18 protein-coding genes are annotated in these 20,490 nt (G+C 38.0%); 8 read left to right on the forward strand and 10 right to left on the reverse strand.

Going from position 1 to position 20,490, the window contains the following annotated elements; genetic code table 11:
• Nucleotides 1-87 precede the first annotated feature (87 nt).
• Nucleotides 88-1,320 (forward strand): DNA polymerase IV, encoded by a 1,233-nt coding sequence (gene dinB, locus IEV57_RS13675; RefSeq protein WP_188443653.1) that lies wholly within the window; start codon nt 88-90, stop codon nt 1,318-1,320.
• A gap of 162 nt (nt 1,321-1,482) precedes the next feature.
• On the opposite strand, the gene IEV57_RS13680 is transcribed toward dinB, so the two are convergent.
• The 4 genes from IEV57_RS13680 to IEV57_RS13695 are packed head-to-tail and all read right to left on the reverse strand — an operon-like array spanning nt 1,483 to nt 4,206.
• Nucleotides 1,483-2,190, reverse strand: coding sequence for a hypothetical protein (locus tag IEV57_RS13680; protein WP_188443604.1), 708 nt, complete (start codon nt 2,188-2,190; stop codon nt 1,483-1,485).
• Nucleotides 2,177-2,554: a GntR family transcriptional regulator gene (locus IEV57_RS13685; protein WP_188443605.1), complete on the reverse strand. Its 378-nt coding sequence runs from the start codon at nt 2,552-2,554 to the stop codon at nt 2,177-2,179. The genes IEV57_RS13680 and IEV57_RS13685 overlap by 14 nt, the downstream gene beginning before the upstream one ends.
• A 1-nt stretch (nt 2,555) precedes the next feature.
• A complete protein-coding gene (locus tag IEV57_RS13690; protein ID WP_188443606.1) occupies nt 2,556-3,353 on the reverse strand; it encodes a hypothetical protein in 798 nt (265 codons plus the stop codon).
• Nucleotides 3,346-4,206, reverse strand: coding sequence for an ABC transporter ATP-binding protein (locus tag IEV57_RS13695; protein WP_188443607.1), 861 nt, complete (start codon nt 4,204-4,206; stop codon nt 3,346-3,348). The genes IEV57_RS13690 and IEV57_RS13695 overlap by 8 nt, the downstream gene beginning before the upstream one ends.
• Before the next feature lie 251 nt (nt 4,207-4,457).
• On the opposite strand from IEV57_RS13695, the gene IEV57_RS13700 reads away from it, so the two are divergent.
• Complete coding sequence (locus IEV57_RS13700; RefSeq protein ID WP_188443608.1) at nt 4,458-5,234, forward strand: CDP-alcohol phosphatidyltransferase family protein; 777 nt, start codon at nt 4,458-4,460, stop codon at nt 5,232-5,234.
• Between the two features lie 6 nt (nt 5,235-5,240).
• Here the strand turns inward: IEV57_RS13700 and IEV57_RS13705 are convergent, their stop codons facing one another.
• Nucleotides 5,241-6,146, reverse strand: coding sequence for a mechanosensitive ion channel family protein (locus IEV57_RS13705; RefSeq protein WP_188443609.1), 906 nt, complete (start codon nt 6,144-6,146; stop codon nt 5,241-5,243).
• A gap of 289 nt (nt 6,147-6,435) precedes the next feature.
• Here IEV57_RS13705 and IEV57_RS13710 point away from each other — a divergent pair, with 289 nt between their 5' ends.
• The 3 genes from IEV57_RS13710 to IEV57_RS19395 all read left to right on the forward strand — a co-directional run bounded on the left by IEV57_RS13710 (nt 6,436) and on the right by IEV57_RS19395 (nt 10,232).
• Nucleotides 6,436-9,387 carry a DNA polymerase III subunit alpha gene (locus IEV57_RS13710; RefSeq protein ID WP_188443610.1) on the forward strand — a complete coding sequence of 984 codons (2,952 nt, stop codon included), beginning with the start codon at nt 6,436-6,438 and terminating at the stop codon, nt 9,385-9,387.
• 291 nt (nt 9,388-9,678) lie between these two features.
• A complete protein-coding gene (locus tag IEV57_RS13715) occupies nt 9,679-10,077 on the forward strand; it encodes a transposase (RefSeq protein WP_229744480.1) in 399 nt (132 codons plus the stop codon).
• Entirely contained in the window at nt 10,047-10,232 is a 186-nt protein-coding gene (locus IEV57_RS19395; protein ID WP_229744481.1) for a hypothetical protein, read from the forward strand. The genes IEV57_RS13715 and IEV57_RS19395 overlap by 31 nt, the downstream gene beginning before the upstream one ends.
• A gap of 157 nt (nt 10,233-10,389) precedes the next feature.
• Here the strand turns inward: IEV57_RS19395 and IEV57_RS13720 are convergent, their stop codons facing one another.
• Nucleotides 10,390-11,244: an alpha/beta hydrolase gene (locus IEV57_RS13720; protein ID WP_188443611.1), complete on the reverse strand. Its 855-nt coding sequence runs from the start codon at nt 11,242-11,244 to the stop codon at nt 10,390-10,392.
• A gap of 363 nt (nt 11,245-11,607) precedes the next feature.
• On the opposite strand from IEV57_RS13720, the gene IEV57_RS13725 reads away from it, so the two are divergent.
• On the forward strand, nt 11,608-12,225 hold the full coding sequence (locus IEV57_RS13725) for an NADPH-dependent F420 reductase (protein ID WP_188443612.1): 618 nt from the start codon (nt 11,608-11,610) through the stop codon (nt 12,223-12,225).
• 90 nt (nt 12,226-12,315) lie between these two features.
• Here IEV57_RS13725 and IEV57_RS13730 read toward each other — a convergent pair whose 3' ends face one another.
• Both IEV57_RS13730 and IEV57_RS13735 read right to left on the reverse strand, forming a co-directional pair.
• Nucleotides 12,316-12,720, reverse strand: a complete 405-nt coding sequence (locus IEV57_RS13730) for a group III truncated hemoglobin (RefSeq protein ID WP_188443613.1) — start codon at nt 12,718-12,720, stop codon at nt 12,316-12,318.
• Nucleotides 12,710-13,966 carry an alkaline phosphatase family protein gene (locus IEV57_RS13735; protein WP_188443614.1) on the reverse strand — a complete coding sequence of 419 codons (1,257 nt, stop codon included), beginning with the start codon at nt 13,964-13,966 and terminating at the stop codon, nt 12,710-12,712. Before IEV57_RS13735 ends, IEV57_RS13730 begins: the two co-directional genes overlap by 11 nt.
• Before the next feature lie 154 nt (nt 13,967-14,120).
• Between IEV57_RS13735 and IEV57_RS13740 the strand changes: the two genes are divergently transcribed.
• On the forward strand, nt 14,121-16,256 hold the full coding sequence (locus tag IEV57_RS13740; RefSeq protein ID WP_188443615.1) for a M3 family metallopeptidase: 2,136 nt from the start codon (nt 14,121-14,123) through the stop codon (nt 16,254-16,256).
• A 177-nt stretch (nt 16,257-16,433) separates the two neighbouring features.
• Entirely contained in the window at nt 16,434-16,829 is a 396-nt protein-coding gene (locus IEV57_RS13745; protein ID WP_188443616.1) for a response regulator, read from the forward strand.
• An 11-nt stretch (nt 16,830-16,840) separates the two neighbouring features.
• Here IEV57_RS13745 and IEV57_RS13750 read toward each other — a convergent pair whose 3' ends face one another.
• Nucleotides 16,841-17,884, reverse strand: coding sequence for a hybrid sensor histidine kinase/response regulator (locus tag IEV57_RS13750; RefSeq protein ID WP_188443617.1), 1,044 nt, complete (start codon nt 17,882-17,884; stop codon nt 16,841-16,843).
• Nucleotides 17,874-20,450: a PAS domain S-box protein gene (locus IEV57_RS13755; protein WP_188443618.1), complete on the reverse strand. Its 2,577-nt coding sequence runs from the start codon at nt 20,448-20,450 to the stop codon at nt 17,874-17,876. The genes IEV57_RS13750 and IEV57_RS13755 overlap by 11 nt, the downstream gene beginning before the upstream one ends.
• Between the last annotated feature and the right edge of the window lie 40 nt (nt 20,451-20,490).

Raw genomic sequence — 20,490 nt, forward strand, 5'->3', positions numbered from 1 at the left:
AATGATTCAAATTTAAAAAATTCAGTTTATATTATAGACACAAAATTGTTAAAATATTTAACAATTGCTCAAAAAGAATCGGTGAAAATGATTTTCACGGCGCTCTTAACCTATATCCCAAAGAAAATGACTCCAGAAAATAGAAAAATCGTACACATGGACCTCGACTCTTTCTTTGTGTCCGTGGAGCGGCTGTATGACAGCAAACTCAATGGCAAACCGATCCTCATCGGGGGATCAGGAGACCGAGGCGTAGTCGCTTCCTGTAGCTATGAAGCGAGAAAATTCGGCGTACACTCGGCTATGCCCATGCGTACCGCGAGGCAACTCTGTCCAGAAGCCATGATTATTAGGGGAGATTTTGAGAAATACAGTCAAAAATCACATGATGTAACAGAGATCATCCGAGAAGATGTACCCTTTTTCGAAAAATCCTCGATCGATGAATTTTATATAGATTATACAGGTATGGATAGATTTTTTGGCTGCTTCAAGATGGCAAAAGAACTTCGTGAACGAATACTCAAAGAGACAGGCCTTCCTATCTCCCTAGGACTATCGGAAAATAAAACTGTCTCTAAAGTAGCCACAGGAGAAGCCAAACCAAACAATGCCAAAGAGATTCCTTTTGGATTTGAGAAGCCATTTTTGGCACCGCTGTCTGTGCGGAAAATCCCGATGATCGGAGAGAAAACCTCCCATACGCTCTACAATATGGGTGTCAGAAAGGTACAGACCTTACAAAACATGCCTTCTGAACTTCTAGAAGCTACCTTCGGTAAAAACGGACGCATAATCTGGGAAAAAGCCAATGGCATAGACCGCTCTCTAGTGACTCCTTACTCAGAAGCGAAGTCTATTTCTTCCGAAAACACTTTCGAACAAGACACCATTGATGTCAATATGCTCGAAGCCAACATGATCGCCATGACCGAGCAGCTAGCATCCAAGCTCCGCCAAAAGCAGCAACTCACCGCTTGTGTGAGTGTAAAGATTCGTTATTCGGATTTTGATACGCATACCATACAGCAGCGAGTTCCTTATACCTCCACAGACCATACGCTGATCACTGTGGTAAAAGGTCTTTTCAAAAAACTCTATAACCGCCGCATGCTAATCCGTCTGATCGGCGTACGATTCAGCAGCTTGGTGCATGGCAACTATCAGATCAATCTATTCGAAGATTCCGAAGAACAAATCAGGCTTTACCAAGCTTTGGACCGATTGAATATCAAATACGGAGACAAAACCGTCTGCCGTGCCATTGGCATGCAGGTTGGCAGACGGAGATTCAATCCTTTTAATGGAGTGGGGATTTGATGTAATTCTTCGATCATAACCGAAAATAAACATGTGATTTTTCGATTACGATCGAAAATAAGCATGTATTTCTTCGATTAGAGAAATTGAAAAATAAAATCAAGGGTCTTAAGTACCCTTGATCTCTATATAACGATGGAATTTGATTTATTAAATAAAAATCTATCGAGTAGCCACTCTAATTTTAGAATAATCATCCTTTTTTAGATTCATTCCTCCCGTTTTGAGCGGAAGAGAGAGCTCAGCTCCAATCAACTCTCCAGAAATCTCACCAAGGTCACCTTGAATATCCGCATTACTATTTTGCAGATAAATGGAAAGAAAAGACATCCCTTCTACTGACAAGCGAGAATCTGAAATACCAGAGTAACTCAGAGCACTTAGTCCATGACCTTTTTGTAACTTCAAGGTTGAGTTCATAGCTTGAACAATTAAATTATCAAATTTAAGATCCTTTCGTACAATTACCTCCCTGACATTTTCCAAAACCAAAGACTTAATACTATCTCCGATGTAAAGAGAATATCCTCCATTTGGTTTTTGCTGCATTCCTTGAATAAACAAGGTATCTTGTCTTACTTCTAAAAAGTAAGGGGCTGGATCACCATATTCCTTCGTTCCTCTTTTATCACTTTTTAATCTAACATAGTCAACCCTTTTATCCCCATCATTTCCGAGTATTATAACCCCAGAATTCTGAATAAAAACTACGGAGAAGTCTCCAGATATTGGACTTTCATCTACAAATGTCTGGTTGGTTATAACAACTCCAGTAGGATTTGAGTATCTGTAAGAAACCATCAAAGAGACCATGATACTCAGCCACGCAAAACCCAAAAAAGAGAATAAAATTTTATTACTTGTTTTCATTTTGATTTTCATTAAGTTGATCTAAAAGCATTTTAAAGTCAGCGGGAACCATTTTCAAGACTTTTGCTTGATGCACCAGCTTGGGGAGTTCCTCTTTGAGGAAAAGTTCTTTTTCATCCTTGATCAAGCGTTCCCTAGCCTGTTCCGACACAAAAAAGCCTATTCCCCGTTTGTTATCCACTATTCCTTCATTTTCCATTAAAGCATAGCTTCGCATGACCGTGTTTCTATTGACTTCCAAGTCCACTGCCAATTCTCTGACAGAAGGGATCTTGTCTCCTGGAAGTAATTTCCCTGTGAGAATCTGATCGACCAGTCTGTCCCTAATTTGGATGAATATGGTTTTACCATCGCTAAATTCCATATTAAACCTCCCTTTCTTTTAGCTTGTAATATGAAATCACGTAGCTCAAAAAACTTCCCGAGAAAAGTAAAAGAATAAGTACAAAAACAAATAAAGGAACTCCATCAAAAACCTCCAGATCATCTACATTGATATTATTATTTCTATGCCAACTGAATAAAGCCATAGATGAAAGAAGAGTAATTAATACAAAAAGGACTTTTGCCAATGGTGTGAAGACCACGCTCAATTTTCCAAAATACACTCCTCCCATAAACATAGAAGAAAATACAATAAAGATTATACCTATGAATAATGCGTAAGCAGACCATAGCTGCCCTTCTGGCAATATCCATAAAGATTCAAAACTCAAAAACTCAATTTTTTCGGAAAAATTTATTTTTAATAACCTTCGCATCAAGCTAAGCCCAATTCCCCTAGCTAAAAGTGACCCTAACCAAAACACAATAGGCATTACAATTACTGTTAAACTAACTATCGTGAATACTTGAGCCAATAACTTTTCCATGTGTGAAGCTGGCAGTAAAAGATAGCGTTCGGAAGAGGCTTTGGTTCTTAGATCTTTGAAACTTTGCCCCACAATAAATATTGCCACAGCCAAAAGATACCATACATACATATATTGATAATTTTCTTGCCTCCAAACTTTAGAAGAAAAACTTATCTGTTCCCATACAATGAGAAAAATCAAGGAGATCAACATCAAAGCCCCCACCAACATCGTCAAATAAAACTTCCTATGAAGCAAAAATTCAAACTTAATTAGCTTGAGAATTCTGGATAAGGATAAACTATTCATGTGTTACTTGATTTTGAGTTGATAAAAATTCACTGGTCAATTTGCCTGCGATCACTGCATTAAATAATAATTCTAAGTCAGGGCTGCCACCAGAAATACCTTCTCCTTCAGGCTGTCTTGTTATATATTGAGCTCCAAGAAGGTGTGATTCTACAAAAACAGCTTGCTCAGGAGCTTGCGGTCCTTGGGAGAAGACAAATTGATTTTCTAAGGCTTCCAGATCTGCATGAAGCTTCACTTTCCCTTCATCTAAGACAATGATCTGATCTACCAAGTTCTCAATATCCTTGACCTGATGCGTGGAGATAACCATGGTCTGATCTTCTTGCAGGCTACCGGAAAGCACTCTCCTGAATGTACTTTTTGAAGGAATATCCAAGCCATTTGTCGGTTCATCGAATAGCAGCAACTTCGCCCCAGTGCTCAATCCAATTGCTATTTGCAGCTTCTTTTGCTGACCAAATGATAGGTTAGAAATTCTTTGATTCCCGATAATCTGAAACTCTGAGAGTAACTTTTCAAATCGATCAGAATCAAATCCTGTATAAAAATCTTTATAGATACTTACATATTCATTCACTTTCAAAAACTCCGGTACAGAAACTTTCTCAGGAACAAAAATCATTTGATTCAAAAATGAGACTGCTCTGTCAAATGTAGAAACCTCGTGAAACTTCACTTCACCTGAAACTGGCTTGAGCAATCCTGCCATCAGGCGCATCAAGGTGGATTTGCCTGCTCCATTCATCCCTAAGAGTCCTATAATTTTACCCTCTCCCAATTCCAGATCCATTTCCTCACAAAGCCTGGGCTTTTTTGGATAAGAAAAACTCAACTTTTTTATTGAAATCATATCTTATTGTTTTACTGTCATAGTATATTATGACACTAACATAGGTATCTGTTTTTATAAGTCAAAATTATTTTTGAAAAAAAAATCTTAAGCATTGAAAACCAGCTTATCGAATCAACTTATCAGCACTGATTAAAAGCACTATTGAACAATAAGTGAAATTTGTGGGTTCTGATTGCTATACACATTATTTAATCAACAGGCAGGGCTTAAAATATGCAAGATTTTAAGTGGAGTGCAGCAAATAAATCATGTCCAAATTATCTTCTGATGAAAAGTTTGTCGATGTCTCCGACTATGGGAGACCTTTCGCAAGAGCATTTGTCAACCGAGTTCAGCATACCAGCATTACTCCTGTTCAAGTAACTTATCTGTTTGGAATTAGTGGATTGATTGCTATCTATTGCATTTTGAATAGCCATTACTTCACCGCAGGGCTTTTTTTAATCATCAAATCTATTCTTGATGCAGCCGATGGTGAATTAGCCCGTACAAAAAATCGTCCCTCTTACACTGGTCGCTATTTGGATTCTATTTTTGATATTTTCCTCAACTTTCTCTTTCTCGCGGCGATTTGGTACGTCACTGATTCTTCTATTTGGATTACTTTATTGGCGTTTATCAGCATCCAAATCCAAGGTACTTTATACAATTATTACTATGTCATTTTGAGACATAATACAGAAGGCGGAGAGCGAACCAGTAAAATTATTGAAAATGAACGTCCTAAGGCCTTTCCAATAGAAAACCAGAGCACAGTGGATTTCCTTTATGACACTTACAACATTCTTTATGGAGCGTTTGACAAACTGATTTTCAAACTCGATAAAAACGCAAGTGACGCCCCAGCTTTTCCAAAATGGTTTATGTCGATGATTTCCATCTACGGACTTGGTTTCCAGCTTCTCCTTATTTCAGTCCTTCTTTCAATTGGGCTAATTAAATTTATTATCCCATTTTTTATTGGCTACAATGTATTTCTTCTTGTATTTATAGGAATTAGAAAAGTATTTCTCAACTCAAAATAAGAAGCTTCAATCTTCTCTCTTCTTTGCGTGCTCCAAAATCACTGACGTGGTAGGATATACAATTTTGACTGCTTTTTCTTCTTGGAATCGGTCGATAATCGTTTCGGTTATTAAATGTTCAAAAAATCTACGCTTCCGCGGATTACACAGGTAACGTAGTGAAAGCTGTATTCCTCGTTCATGAATTTTGGCATATACAGCCGGAGTATATTGAGTAAAAGAAATGAAATGCTCCCTTTGTGCTCTTTTTAGTGCAATTTGAATTCCGCGATATTCTTTCTTGAAGATTTCATCAAGCATCTCAGTCAAAATCAACTTTGCCCTTTTGTAATCAGAATCCAAACTGATATTGATTTGCTGCTCGTTCCAGATATAATCGAAGCCTTGACTGTAATTGGCCTGAGGAGATGAAAAAACCATCCCATTGGGAACATGTACTATCCTACCGGTAGCTTGCTCCGCATCTACCCAATTTCCTACTTCCAAAATACTAAATTGAAAAACTCGCGTATCAACTACATCTCCCTTAAAATCACCAATCTGAATTCTATCTCCTATGTCAAAGGGCCTGCGCCAAAGAATAAACATCCATCCAGCGATGTTGATGAAAATATCCTTCAATGCAATAGCGATCCCCGCCGAAAGTAAACCCAAGAATGTGGTGATCGATTGAAAGTTGCTGATCCAAATATTCCCAATCAATAAAAAGCCCAAGAATACGATTGTATATTGAACGGTTTTTCTCCAGTGATAGAATTTTTTGAGTTCTGTCTCTTCTCTTTTTGACCCTATGATTCTAAAAGCCGCTTTTTTTATCCCCCATAAGACAATGATAATTAAGATTGTCTTATAAATATCCCATCGCAATTGCTGCTCTACAATGCTGTCTAAGTAATTGATCCACTCTTCCATAGTCCTAAAAACACGATTTTCTATACAGGCTAACTATCTGTTTTACAATTTCACTCATTTTATTGGCAGTCCAAAAACTTTCATCGACAATTTCCTTCACAGACTTGCTTCAATGAAATTAATATGACTAAATTATAAACATACAAATGTTTAAATAATTAACATCTTACATTATGACACCTGCGCCAGTATATATATCGCCGAAGGTATATATCCATTGATTTCGTCAACCAAAGGAAGGCTTATGTCACAGAGGTATCTTTCAAGAAGAAAAATTCAATTAACCCTAATGTTCATCAACTGCCATTCATATTATAGCTTCAAATACGGCACCTTATCTGTTGAGGGACTTGTCAGCGAAGCCAAAAGTAAAAAACTAGATGCGCTAGCGCTGACTGATATCAATTCAGTCTCAGGTGTATTTCCCTTTATCAAGGAAGCACAAAAAAATGGAATTCATCCTGTAATCGGCATAGATTTTCGAAATGGAGTGAGGCAGCAGTACATTGGTTTGGCCAAAAACCAAGAGGGCTTTTACGAGCTCAACCTCCACCTTTCCCAACACCAACCCAAAGGAATACCTTTCAAAGAAAAAGCCCCTTCATTTCAAAACAGCTTTATCGTTTACCCTTTTTCTGAGAAGGTTTTTACCCTGCGGGAAAATGAATTCATCGGCGTTCACCCTTATCAACTCAATAAAATCGGCAAATCAGGCTGGTTTCGTCAGAAAGAAAAATTAGTCTTACTCCAACCTGCCACTTTTAGCTCCAAGATCGAATTCAATGCCCACCGCCTCCTCCGAGCGATCGATGGCAATACGCTATTGAGTAAGCTAGATGTAGAAGAACAAGGAAATGTCTGCGACATGCTCTACAGCTACGCCGATATGGTTAGACGCTGCGAAAATCACAGCTACCTACTCTACAATGCCCAAAAGCTGCTGGAACAATGTCAGTTTTCCTTCTATTTCCAAGCGGTCAAAAACAAAAGAGACATCCTCGGTTCCGACTGGGAAGACTACGATTACCTCAGGAGAGAGACATTCAAAGGTGCGCTGAGTAGATACAAAGACCTGAATCCTACTATCAATTCGAGGATAGAAAAAGAGCTGGAACTGATTCAGCAAAAAGGCTTCGTCTCTTACTTCCTGATCAATTATGATATCATCAAATTTGCTTATAGCAAAAACTTCTACCATGTCGGCAGAGGTAGTGGAGCCAATAGCATCGTGGCTTATTGCCTCTACATCACCGACGTGGATCCAATTGAACTGGATTTGTACTTTGAGCGATTTATCAATCTTTATAGGGAAAATCCTCCTGATTTTGATTTGGACTTCAGCTGGACAGACCGGGATGAGGTGACGCAGTATATTTTTGACAAATACAATAAAGGAACGCAGGAACATGTCGCACTCTTGGGCTCTTATAGCACTTTCCAAGCCAACTCCATGCTTCGGGAACTTGGAAAAGTCTTTGGGCTTCCAAAAACAGAAATCGAATCACTGATCTATCATGCCGCTAAGTCCGATTACATTCCAGATCAGTATGGAAAGCTGATTATCAAATACAGTCAAGTTCTCCACGGCATGCCTTCACACCTGACCATCCATGCCTGTGGCGTCTTGATTTCCCATAAACCTATTCATTATTACACCGCAACAGAGATGCCACCTAAGGGATTCCCGCTTGCACACATCGACATGCATATTGCAGAGGATATTGGTTTGCACAAGTTTGACATCCTCTCTCAGCGAGGCTTGGGACATATCAAAAGTGCAATAGAAATCATCTATCAAAATCAGGGTGTAGAAGTGGATATCAGACAAGTAGAGCAATTCAAAAAAGACCCGAAAATCAAACACCTCCTCCGAACAGCGCATACCATCGGTGCCTTTTATGTAGAATCTCCCGCCATGCGGATGCTGTTGGCTAAGATGAAAGCCGATGAATACTTGGAGCTCGTCGCTGCCAGTTCCATCATCCGTCCTGGCGTGGCGCGATCGGGGATGATGCGGGAATATATCCTCCGTCACGTCAATCCAGAGCGAAGAGAAATGGCTCATCCAGTCATGAAGGAAATTATGCCTGAAACTTATGGAATCATGGTCTATCAGGAAGATGTGATCAAAGTGGCTCACTACTTTGCAGCGCTTAGTCTGTCCGAAGCGGATGTCCTCCGTCGTGGTATGAGTGGGAAATCACGATCAAAAGATGAATTTGAGAGAGTGAAAGATCAGTTTTTTAGCAACTGTCAAAGATTAGAAAGAGATCCAAAAATCACCAAAGAAGTCTGGCATCAGATAGAGAGTTTTGCGGGATATTCATTTGCTAAGGGGCACTCAGCCTCCTTTGCTGTGGAGAGTTATCAAAGCTTATACCTGAAAGCTTACTTCCCCTTAGAATTTATGGTCGGAGTGATCAATAATTTCGGAGGATTCTATCACACAGAATTCTACATCCACGAACTCCGCATGAACGGTGCCGAAATCCTAGCTCCCGACATCAATGAAAGTAACTACCTGACCAAAATTAAGGGCAAGACGGTGTATTTGGGCTTTGTACATCTGAAGTTTATAGAGAAAAATAGCATCGAAAAAGTACTCACCGAAAGGCATGAAAATGGTTTCTTTTTAGGTTTAGCAGATTTTGTAGCTCGGGTGGGCATCAGCTTGGAGCAGGTGCTGATCTTGATTCGGATTGGGTGTTTTCGGTTTACTGGAAAAAGCAAACAGGCTTTGCTCTGGGAAGCGCATTTTATTCTCAATAAGCGTAAAACTGTAAATACAGCCAATGAACTCTTTAAGCAAACAGGCTTTCGGGAATTAGAAGTACCTGATTTGGAGGATTCTGATGTAAGGCAAGAAATTGTAGATCAAATCGAAATCTTAGAATTCCCCCTAGACTCTCCATTCCATCTTGTCAAAGATCAAACTGTCTCCAGCATCAAGGCTCGAGACATGAAACAGTATTTGGGTAAATCTGTGCAGATTATCGGCTATCTCGTCACGATCAAATACACCAGAACTGTAAAGGGAGACGTGATGAACTTCGGGACTTTTGTAGATCGAGAAGGAGATTGGATTGACACGGTACACTTCCCTCCTGTGGTCAAAAGGCACCCTTTCAAAGGCCGTGGCATCTACCTGATCAAAGGCAAAGTCACGCAGGAATTTGATTTCTATAGTATCGAAGTAACGAGCTGCGAACGAATGGCATATTGGAATGCGGGGGAGGACTGAGCGTTAAAAAAAGCTCCGGTGGAGCTTTTTAGCGAAGAGCCAGGGTGCAGAAGAGGAAGGGACGGGAGATGGAGTGGTTCAAGTCTTCAGACTTGGACCATAAAATCCACAGTCTTCAGACTGTGGCGAAAGCAGTCTGAAGACTGCTACCAAAATTGGTCCAAGACTAAGTCTTGAACCATTCGTCTTATAAATTGAACCATTCCCACCGAATTTAACCAACCCCCTGTTGACAATAACAACCCAAAAGCCTAAATTTAAATAGACTTTTAAACCAAAACTTTTTACCCTATGAGTAGAAAATATAAAATCCGAGATCAGGACAAGCTTTATTTTGTCACCTTTACCATCATTGAATGGATTGACTTGTTTACCAGAAGGATTTATCGGGATATATTGTTAGACTCCATCAGATATTGTCAAAAAAACAAAGGATTGGATTTGGGTGCATATTGTATCATGTCTAGCCATGTACATCTTATCTTAGGTAGAAACGCAGATCAACCAATAGAAGGAATTATCCGAGACATCAAGAAATTCACTTCTGTCAAGATAATTGAAGAGGTACAGATTAATCCTCAAGAAAGTAGAAAAAACTTTTTGCTATGGCACTTTGAGAAAGCTGGAAAATTCAATCCCAACAACCGAAATTTTCAGGTTTGGCAGAGCATAGCCATCCTATTGAGCTGAATACAAACGATAAATTGACAAGATGTTTAAATTACATCCATCAAAATCCTGTAGAAGCGGGAATCGTACTGTCACCCGAAGAATATCTATACAGCAGTGCTGCAAATTATGCCGGGTTGCCAGATAGTTTGATAGAAGTGATATTGGTGGAATAGTAGTTCAAGACTTTGTCTTGGACTACTATTATCACAGTCTTCAGACTGCATTTTCCACAGTCTGAAGACTGTAATGTATTTGGTCCAAGCCCGCCTACATCGGGCAGGTCTGAAGACTTGAACAATTACTACATGTAACCATACTACTCTCAGCCAATCATTTCCCCTCCATAAAATCTTCAATCCATTTATAAGCCTTGTTGGGAGTATAAATAAATTGGATAATCATCGGGGCGTGTTTCTTGTTTTTTTGAAGGTGGAAGTTGGGCTCAGGGTTTATCTTTTTGTATTCCTTCAAAAACCTTTCTGTGGTCTTTTCAATACTCGTAAGTGTCTTCCCTCCCATCATGATCAGCATGGGCGGATCTTTATCGTCCAAAAAGTAAACCGGAGAAGTATCTTTCCACACCTGAGGATCATCAGTGAAAGTTTTAAGGTATTTTGTCCCTGGTGCGTAATCCATCTCTTTCAAAAACCAATACATATCCAATCCGGCAGCGTCAATTAAGACTGTTCCTTTGATAGGATTTTCCACACCCAAAGTATCAAAATATTCATCTCTCACGGAAATCAAACTCGCCAAATGTCCACCAGCAGAATGTCCTGAGACGAATATCCTATCAGGATCACCTCCGTAGGCTTGGATATTTTCACTTGTCCAGTTCACCGCTTGGGCAGATGCTTTGGCCATTTCATGTACTTGATAGTCTGGACTGAGAGGATAATCGATGATCACAGCGACTATTCCTTTCCTTGCCAACCTTGAACCAAAGAAATTATAGATATCCTTGCTGCCAGAATTCCAACTTCCTCCATGTATAAAAATTAAAACCGGATTCGTTCCATCTGCCTTTTTAGGCGAGAATACATTCAAATGCTTCTCTGGCAAGTTTTCCAAAAATCCTTTTTCCATGTATGTGATTTCCTTACTTCTGTTAATCCCTTTGAAAGAGCAGGAAAAAGTAGCAATGGAAAGAATTGTGAAAAGTAAATAGTGCTTGTAAAATTTCATGATTAATATTTAAGAAGGATATACGAAAGTCCTTCTCGCAAACGCCTAAAATTGTAAATATTTTTTCAATAAATAACGATATGTTTAATCTCAAAATACTTAAAAACAATGATTTACACATTTACCAATAATAAATAATCAAAATTTTAAGTATGTTTTTATGAATTTCAAATAGTCACAATCGTATTTCATGTATTTTATTTATTTTTTTCAGTATTTTATTTTGTAATCGAGCATTTAATTTCTAATTTTCAACACTTTCAAGCAAGATCTGCCAATTTTAAACAATTAAAAGTAATGCAAAACTTGTTTGAAATTCAGCTAAAATTGAACCTTCGTCAATTGACGAAAAAACTACTGTGTATGAATCTAGGGATAATAGGAGGAACGAAACTGGCGAGTACTTTGGGCAATAAATATTTGTCTACCGGTGCCAAAGTAGTCTTTGGAGTCCGTCAGGGCTTCGAGGCCAAAGATGTAGAATGGAAAATCCTAAACATGTATATGGACAAGGTTTTTGGATATCAAGAAGCTATAGAGCAATCTGACATTATCATGATTTGTTGTGACAATGATAATCTTGTCAATGTCTGTGAAGCATTAAAAAAAGTGGATTTAAAAGGGAAATTACTGATCGATTGCACCAATAGTGCTTACAATAAATATTTCTATTGCAACACGACTTTTATACAAGAAAGTATCGGCGGAGAACCTTTGATCTACAAAGCATTCAATAACCTTGGACTTGATTACCCAAAATCAGACATGTTAGGGATGATCAAAGAAACCTACTATTGCGGAGAAGAAGGCACAGACAAGTTGAGGGTAAAAAAACTAATTGAACTTATTGGTTTTAAAGCTATCGATGCTGGTAAAATTGAAAGTGCATTACTTCTAGAAGCTTTTTATCACCTAAGAAGAGAAATTTCATTTACGAAAAGAGAACAAACTGATTTTCACTTTAAGTTGATTTCAGTATAAACATTAACCGACTCAAACTACTACTTACCTGCGATCAAGTGTCTTTAATAGGGCATTTGATCGCTTTTTTTTTGCTCAATATTTTAAAAACTATTGATGCCCTCTACCCTCCAATATTTTGAAAAATAAGATGTGAGCCATTTTACGCGCATGATTTTTTGCGTAATCGGCAACTACTCCTTCGAATTTTGAATCTATCGTCTCAAACCAAAGCTCCAGCCAATTCCCAAAATGACGCTGTTCGATTTCATTGTTCACACGGTTGTCCACTTCCTTGTGAACGGGGACGGGATTAAACTTACCTGCTCCCGGACCAGTTTGTAACAATACCATCTCCCAAAAATCAGTCAATCGCTCTAGATGCTGCTCCCAATCCTCCACGATTCCATTGAAAATCGGACCCAATTCAGCATGTACCCTGATTTTGGCATAAAAACCCCTAACCAAAAGAGACACCTCTTCCCTACTCTCTATTTCTTTTTTCTCACTTGTCATCTTTCAATATCTCTTTTAAAACTTCAAAATCCCCATCGATTTCATGCGGAATAGGTAAACCCAAAATCTGTGCGATCAATGGGTAAATATGGATATTTTGAAATGGCTTTATCGTTTTTCCTTCTTTGATTTTTGAACCTTTGGCGTAAAATATAGCCCCCATTTCTTTGTACTCGGGACTAAATCCATGCTCTCCAAAAACGTCTGTTTTCAAGAGTCCAGATCGATTTTGATATTTCACTATATCAGGAGTAGTTCCGAGATAAAATCCTAAATCAGGCATAATCAAAATGTGACCAAGGCGATCTGCGTAAGTTTCAGTATTTTTATAATATTGCTTATCCTTCACCTTTACAACATTAAATGGCCCCTCTTTTTGCGAAAGTTTGATATAGACTTCTTCTATCTCTAGTGGGTTATCCAAGTACAAATGTGCCATCGCACCATTATTTACAACTTTAGCTGCTATTTCTTCAGTAATATGATCCAAATTGAGCAGATTTTGCTTGGGCACATTGACCATTCCGTGATCAGAAACGATGAAGATTTGGATATCCAAATCAAAACTTTCTAAGCCTTCAAACAAAGCTCCAAGCTCGTGATCCAATTTCTTTAATCTCTTGGATATTTGTTCATCATTATTCGGGCCGTAAGCATGTCCGGCATCATCCATATCAGAGAAATATAAGGTAATCATCCTAGGACGTTCTTCTTCTGGCAAATCCAGCCATTCAAAAACCTTAGAAATTCTCGTCAAATTAGAAATCCCCGCATCGTAATTATGATAAAAACTTGGTCGAACACCTTGCACATCTGCCTCTGACCCTACAAAAAAATAACTCGCGGCTTTTAGTCCATTTTGCTCAGCAAGCACCCAAAGTGGGATGCCTCCATACCAATAACCGTCCTCCACAATACTTCTATCTCTGATACTATAAACCTTATCTTTTCTAGAGTCATAAAAAGCATTGTTGACCAATCCATGATTTTCAGGCTTCATTCCTGTCGCAATGCTGTAATGGTTTGGAAATGTCTTTGTAGGAAAAGAAGGAATCATAAATTCGGCTGCTGCACCCTTTTCGATAAATCGCACAAGATTTTCAGGTTGAAATCGCTCTGTATAATCATACCTATACCCATCTAAAGAGATGAGAATCACATAAGGCTGCTTTTCTTGCGCCAAAGCTTGAAAACAGAAGAAAAAGACTCCTGCTATCATTCTAATGACAACGCTAATTCTTATCATTCTTAGAACATAATTTGAATTACAAAGGTAGGGTTTGCTATCACCGAAGACAATCTATTTGTATAAAATACATTTGGACCACTACTTCGGGCTCTAAATTCATCGGAGGCTAAATTTTCATATATTTGTGCAGGTAACCCAAATATCATCACCTATGAAAAAAACAATTCTTGCGCTAGCCGCAACTGCCACCATGCTTTATGCTTGTGGTTCAGCAGACGAAAAAACAGAATCTATGAATCCATTCTTTGAGGCTTATAATACGCCTTTCGAAGTCCCTCCTTTTGACAAAATCAAAAACGAGCACTTCGCTCCTGCTTTGAGAGAAGGCATCACGCAGCAGCAGGCTGAAATTGATGCAATTGTCAATAATTCAGAAGAACCAACATTCCAAAACACCATCGAGGCGATGGAATATTCTGGAGAGCTCCTTGGGAAAGCTTCTCGCGTGTTTGGAAATCTTAATTCTGCCAACACCAACGAAGAAATTCAGGCAATTGCCAAAGAAATGGCTCCTGAACTTTCAGCCCACAGTGACAATATTTCTTTGAACGAAAAGTTATTTGCGCGTGTGAAAGCAGTTTGGGATAAAAAAGATGAACTTGGACTAAATGCAGAACAGCAAATGCTTCTTGAGAAGACTTACAAATCTTTTGTAAGAAATGGAGCAAATTTGAATGAAGCTGATAAAGAAAAACTAAGAGAAATCAACAGCAGATTGTCATCTCTTACTTTACAATTTGGACAAAATCTATTGGCAGAAACCAATGCCTACAAATTGGTAATTGACAATGAAGCAGACCTAGCGGGTCTCCCACAAGGACAGATAGATGCTGCCGCTGAAGATGCGAAAGCAGCTGGAGAAGAAGGAAAATGGGTTTTCACCTTACAAAATCCAAGCATCATGCCTTTCCTTCAGTATGCTGAAAACAGAGAACTGAGAAAAGAAATCTGGGAAGCGTACAAAAACAGAGCTGACCAAGGCAATGAATATGACAACAAAGCTGGATTGATCGAAACAGCAAATTTAAGAAGAGAAAAAGCACAATTACTGGGCTACAACACCCATGCGGATTATGTCTTGGAAGAATCCATGGCAAAAACTGCAGACAATGTATACAACCTCTTGAATCAACTTTGGGCACCCGCATTGGCTAAAGCTAAAGTAGAAAGAGATGAAATGCAGATGCTCGTAAAATCTGAAGGCAAAGATTTTCAAATCGAGCCTTACGATTGGAGATATTATGAAGAAAAACTGCGTAAGCAAAAATTCGATCTTGACGAGCAAGAAATCAAACCATATTTCTCTCTTCCTAAAGTTCAGGAAGGCGTATTCATGGTCGTGAAAAATCTTTGGGGCTTGACCTTTGAAGAAATTCAAGATATCCCTGTTTACCATCCTGACGCAAAAGCTTACGAAGTCAAAGAAGCTGACGGGACGCACGTGGGTGTAATTTATATGGATTTCCATCCTAGAGCTTCCAAAAGAGGTGGCGCATGGATGACTTCATATAGATCTCAGAAAACTGAAAATGGTGTAAGAAAAGCACCCGTTATCTCTATCGTTTGTAATTTCTCAAGACCTTCAGGAGATACTCCTGCACTATTGACATTTGACGAAGTGACTACCTTCTTCCACGAATTTGGACACGCACTTCACGGCTTACTCTCCAATGTTCAATACCAAAGTTTAGCTGGCACATCGGTTCCAAGAGACTTTGTAGAACTCCCTTCTCAGGTGATGGAAAACTGGGCCACTGAGCCAACTGTAATGAAGCAATATGCTTTTCATTATGAAACTGGCGAAGTAATTCCTGACGAGTTGATCGCCAAATTGACCAACAGTGGTACATTCGGACAGGGCTTTGGTACAACCGAATACTTGGCTGCTTCCTTGATGGATTTGGATTACCACACACAAGCTGAAAACATCACGATAGACGCTGATTCATTTGAAAAAGCTTCAATGGAAAAAATCGGACTGATAGATGAGATTATTCCTAGATATAGAAGTCCTTACTTCCAGCATATTTTCGCAGGTGGGTATTCTTCTGGGTACTACAGTTACATTTGGTCAGGCGTATTGGATATGGATGCATTCCAAGCTTTCAAAGAAACAGACCTATTCAATCAAGAAAAAGCCCAAGCTTTCAGAAAAGAAATCTTGGAAAAAGGCGGAACTGACGAACCAATGAAAATGTACGTTAACTTCCGCGGTGCAGAACCGAAAATCGATGCACTTTTGAAGAAACGTGGCTTAGATCAAGTTACAGTGGAGAGAACAAAATAATACCAAAAACATATTTTAAAAGCCCGTAAAGTTAACTTTACGGGCTTTTTCAATTCATTTTTCAGAGCGTTTTTCCATTTTCAAAAATTTCACTTCCTTTAATTTACAAATCAATCCATTTTAAAACTACTTAAGGTTTTTTCATCTTTTTTTGTTTAGTAAAAGAAAAATATAAGAGTGAAAGTTCTAATAGTTGAAGATGATGCTGTAATAAGATGTGTTTTGTCTCATAATTTCATATCTGCAGGTTTTGAAATAATTTTAGCAGAAAACGGGCAAGATGGACTTACTAAATTTCAGTCCAATAATCATGACATTGATTTGGTAATAACAGATTTAATGATGCCTAAATTAGACGGATACGCAATGGCGGAAAAAATCAGACTTGCTTCAAATAAGTCACTTACTCCAATCATAGCTATCACCGCAGGTTTCATTGATATATCAAATAACAATATTTCAGTTTTCGACTCGATACTTCAAAAACCGGTAGATATCCAAAGTTTACTCGATCTTTCCGAAAAATTAATTGTAGAAAGTAAAAAGTTGAAAAATCAGCTATTCCCTTCTTAATCATTTTGACCCTACTCTTGAGGTAGAATCAGCTCTACACAAAACCTCAAATCTGTATCTGCTTTCGCTTTCAAAATCCCTTGATTTTTTTTAGCATATTCAGATGCTAAATACAAGCCTAAGCCGAGACCTTGTTGCTCGAAGTATTTTCGCCTTATTTGAGAAAATGCTTTCGGGACTATTTGTTGAGGGGTATCAAGAATCATTTGGTTATTTGAAACTTTAATTTTTGAAGGAGATAATTCAATATTTATCAAATCTCCATCTTTAAATTTATTGGCGTTGCTTACCAGTTCTTCAACTATGAAGTCAAAATGCTTGATATCAAACCAACATCCAAAGTCTAGTCCAATCAAACTGTGTTGAATCTTTTTATCGTTAGAAACTAGCCTTTTTGTAATCATTGATTTGACAGATGGTATCCAAACCCTTTCAGGTTCTGCTTTTTCGATATTTTGATATCTTGATAAATTCAACAAGCTGAAATTTAGCCTATCAGCAGAAATAATTGCTTTATCCAGCAACTCTTTCAAATCTTCTTCACTTAAAATCCCAAGTGAATCCTTCAATATTTGTAATAATGACATCAAGCCAAATAGTGGTGTTCTCAACTCGTGATATTTGATATTTCTTTCTTCCAAAAGAACTTCTTGCACTTTTTGCTGAAGCCAAGAGTCTCGATTCCATTTTTTATTAAGAGCTATATTAATTGCACTTAGAAGATCTTTAGCTTGAATAGGTTTTGTGAGGTAATCTTCTGCTCCAGTTTCCATTCCTCTTCTTAAATCACATTTTTCTACTTTTGCTGTTAAGAAAATAAATGGCAGATTCGCATATTGATCTATACTCCTCACCTTCTCTAAGAATTCATATCCGTCCATCACGGGCATCATGACATCTGAGATAATCAGGTCAGGTGATAAGGCCAAGAGTTTTTCTAGTCCCTCTTGACCATGCTCAGCTTCTATCACTTCAAATTCATTTATTTCAAGGATATCTCTCAGGTTTTCCCTTAAATCTAACTCATCTTCAACAAGCAATATTTTAATTTTCATAAGGTAGTTTTAAGATGAATGTAGCGCCTTTTCCCTCTTGGCTAGTGAAGCTAACTTCACCACCAAGTTTATTTATAAACTCCTTTACAATATTTAGCCCTAGCCCTGTACCTTTTATATTGGTTACATTTTTCGCTCTGAAAAAAGAACCGAAAATATATTTGTGATCATTTTTCGGTATTCCAATCCCATAGTCTTTGACTTTGATCAAAACATCTTTTCCAGATCTTTCTACCGTCACTTTGGGATGCTGACCTGCATGCAGGGAGTATTTAACTGCATTATCGATCAGATTATTGATGATATGAGACAACCAAGTAGGGTCGGTATAGATGATAATGTCTTCGTCCGAGATATCTGCATCAATTTTACTTCCCATATCATTGACATGATTATCAACTACATTTCGTACAAATTTATTAATCGCTACTTCCTGGTGGGTTATTACTATTTTATCCTGTGCACTTTTTTCTAAAACCAAAAGATCAGATATGATAGCAGTTAATCGCTTTATTTGAGCATTGATCCTGCTAATATGTGTTTGAGACCTTTCCTTTAGCATACTATCATCTCCTCCTCGATCTAGTATCATCCCTAAGAGCTCCGTACTGCTCATGATAGTGGCTAAGGGTGTCCTAAATTCGTGAGATGTCATAGAAATAAATCTTGATTTAAGCTGATTGAGCTCTTTTTCTCTGACGAGAGACTCTTTTAGCTCTTCCAACATTTTTTCTCTTTCAGTGACATCTCTGGATGTAGCAAGTATAGAATATACATTGCCAGTTTCATCCTTTAGTGGAGTCATCAATATTTCTAAAAAAACAATGTTGTTAGTAGTCTTATTCTTGTGAGGCACAACTACAGTAAACTGTTCTTCTATTTTCCTAGAGATCAAATCATCCTGTAATCCAAAAACTTGATTCGGAATTTTACCAATCAATTCCTCAGGCTTATAGCCTAAGACTTTTTCTACAGAAGGAGAAATAAACTTAAAACTCAAATCTAAATTATGAAGTGCTATTATATCTCCTGTATTTTCGGATACTAGCTTATAATTCTCATCAGCTTTTTGACGTAGCAGATCAGATTCTTTCTTAAGCCTATTGATTCGGATTGCCTTGATAAGATTAGCATAACCAGATATTAGGGGCTGAAGGAAATTTGCATCTTCAATAGAATAATCCGAATCCTTATTGGCAAATCCCATCAAGCCTAGAAATTCATCTCCTTTATGAACAGGAATCCCAATATAGCGCAGTAAGGGTGGATGACCTGCTGGCGTACCACCAGACCTTGGATCATTTGGTACATCATTGGATATTACTAATTCACCTGTTTTCAGAGATTCTCCAAACAACGTTTCCAAGTTCCTAAACTCAATGCCAACTCTGAAATTTTGCTGATAAAATTGACTTATTTCTTCTGACCACGAAATGTTTGAGATAGTATGGCTTTTGAGATATGGTAGGCCATTTTCATCATGTAAAACCTCACCTATAAACCCAAAACTACTTCCTGTAATATTCAAAATCTTGTATAGAAGGGTATCGAGAGGGCTTTGAAAATCTTCCTCAAGGAAAAAACTAAGCTGAGTTTCATTTACTGCTTGCAGAAGTTCATTTAGCCTTTGTAGATCCTCTTCACTTTTTTGGAGGTCAACTTGAATTGATTTTTCATGATTGATATTAACTAAAGTCCCCGAAATACCAGTTACCATACCTTGAGAATCTTTAAGCGTATTAACTTGGAGTTTCACCCATACAAGATTATTGTCTTTGGTAAGCAACCTAAGCTCTCCTTCTGCCTCTGTTTTGCTACCAGAAAGTAAAGAATCAAAATCTTTACATATCTCAGCTTGCAAAGAGGGGTCAAAAAATTCAAAGGCTTTTCTGCCTATTGATTCATCTACCTGATAGCCTGAAATAGACTCCCATGATTTGTTTAAAAAAGACCAATTCCCTGATAAATCTATTTTAAAGATGATATCTTTTACACTATTGACTAAGTTGAGATAACTTTTTCTGCTTTTCAAGAGCTTCTTTTTTTGCTTTTTGGCAAGGATGGTCGTCCCTAATGTGGAAGCAAAGGCATGCAAGGCTAATGCTTGCTGATCTGAATACAGCTTTTCAGACCTACAATTATCAAACCCTATGTAACCCCAAAAGTCCCCTCCAGAAAATATGGGGACAAATAAATAAGACAATATCCCTTGCTCAACCATGGCATCATAAAAATCTCCATTTTGAGTATTGCGAACTAATTCATTAATCACTCGATTATTCCTAAGTTCTTTTTCCATTTCAGAAAAAACCGACCAAGGTAGATTTTGCAAATACTCGAATTCAATTTGTGGACTTACCCCAGGCGCACTCCATTCATAGGTGTAGGTCATGCAAAAGTCTCCATTTACATCATAATGGTTCTTAAAAATATACACTCTATCTACATCTGTGGCGATTCCAAGATGTTCTAAAATCTGTGGAATGGAGTCCTTTAACTTTTTGTGGCTTTGTAAAGTAAAGTATGCTTTGCCTATTGCCTCGAGTATAATTGAACTTCTTTCCATACATTTTTTTTGAGAATGTAAAGTAAATGCATAATAATTT

Origin of the sequence: Belliella aquatica (assembly GCF_014637795.1) — a bacterium.
In the GTDB taxonomy this organism is placed as follows: domain Bacteria; phylum Bacteroidota; class Bacteroidia; order Cytophagales; family Cyclobacteriaceae; genus Belliella; species Belliella aquatica.

Bases quoted from the DNA above. Each gene is read 5' to 3' on its own strand.
- IEV57_RS13685 (WP_188443605.1), bottom strand. From the start codon at position 2,554: ATGGAATTTAGCGATGGTAAAACCATATTCATCCAAATTAGGGACAGA.
- IEV57_RS13720 (WP_188443611.1), bottom strand. From the start codon at position 11,244: ATGAAATTTTACAAGCACTATTTACTTTTCACAATTCTTTCCATTGCT.
- IEV57_RS13730 (WP_188443613.1), bottom strand. From the start codon at position 12,720: ATGACAAGTGAGAAAAAAGAAATAGAGAGTAGGGAAGAGGTGTCTCTT.
- IEV57_RS13710 (WP_188443610.1), top strand. From the start codon at position 6,436: ATGTTCATCAACTGCCATTCATATTATAGCTTCAAATACGGCACCTTA.
- IEV57_RS13700 (WP_188443608.1), top strand. From the start codon at position 4,458: ATGTCCAAATTATCTTCTGATGAAAAGTTTGTCGATGTCTCCGACTAT.
- IEV57_RS13695 (WP_188443607.1), bottom strand. From the start codon at position 4,206: ATGATTTCAATAAAAAAGTTGAGTTTTTCTTATCCAAAAAAGCCCAGG.
- IEV57_RS13750 (WP_188443617.1), bottom strand. From the start codon at position 17,884: ATGAAAATTAAAATATTGCTTGTTGAAGATGAGTTAGATTTAAGGGAA.
- IEV57_RS13680 (WP_188443604.1), bottom strand. From the start codon at position 2,190: ATGAAAACAAGTAATAAAATTTTATTCTCTTTTTTGGGTTTTGCGTGG.
- IEV57_RS13715 (WP_229744480.1), top strand. From the start codon at position 9,679: ATGAGTAGAAAATATAAAATCCGAGATCAGGACAAGCTTTATTTTGTC.
- IEV57_RS13735 (WP_188443614.1), bottom strand. From the start codon at position 13,966: ATGATAAGAATTAGCGTTGTCATTAGAATGATAGCAGGAGTCTTTTTC.
- IEV57_RS13740 (WP_188443615.1), top strand. From the start codon at position 14,121: ATGAAAAAAACAATTCTTGCGCTAGCCGCAACTGCCACCATGCTTTAT.
- IEV57_RS13755 (WP_188443618.1), bottom strand. From the start codon at position 20,450: ATGGAAAGAAGTTCAATTATACTCGAGGCAATAGGCAAAGCATACTTT.
- IEV57_RS13690 (WP_188443606.1), bottom strand. From the start codon at position 3,353: ATGAATAGTTTATCCTTATCCAGAATTCTCAAGCTAATTAAGTTTGAA.
- IEV57_RS13705 (WP_188443609.1), bottom strand. From the start codon at position 6,146: ATGGAAGAGTGGATCAATTACTTAGACAGCATTGTAGAGCAGCAATTG.
- IEV57_RS13725 (WP_188443612.1), top strand. From the start codon at position 11,608: ATGAATCTAGGGATAATAGGAGGAACGAAACTGGCGAGTACTTTGGGC.
- dinB (WP_188443653.1), top strand. From the start codon at position 88: ATGATTTTCACGGCGCTCTTAACCTATATCCCAAAGAAAATGACTCCA.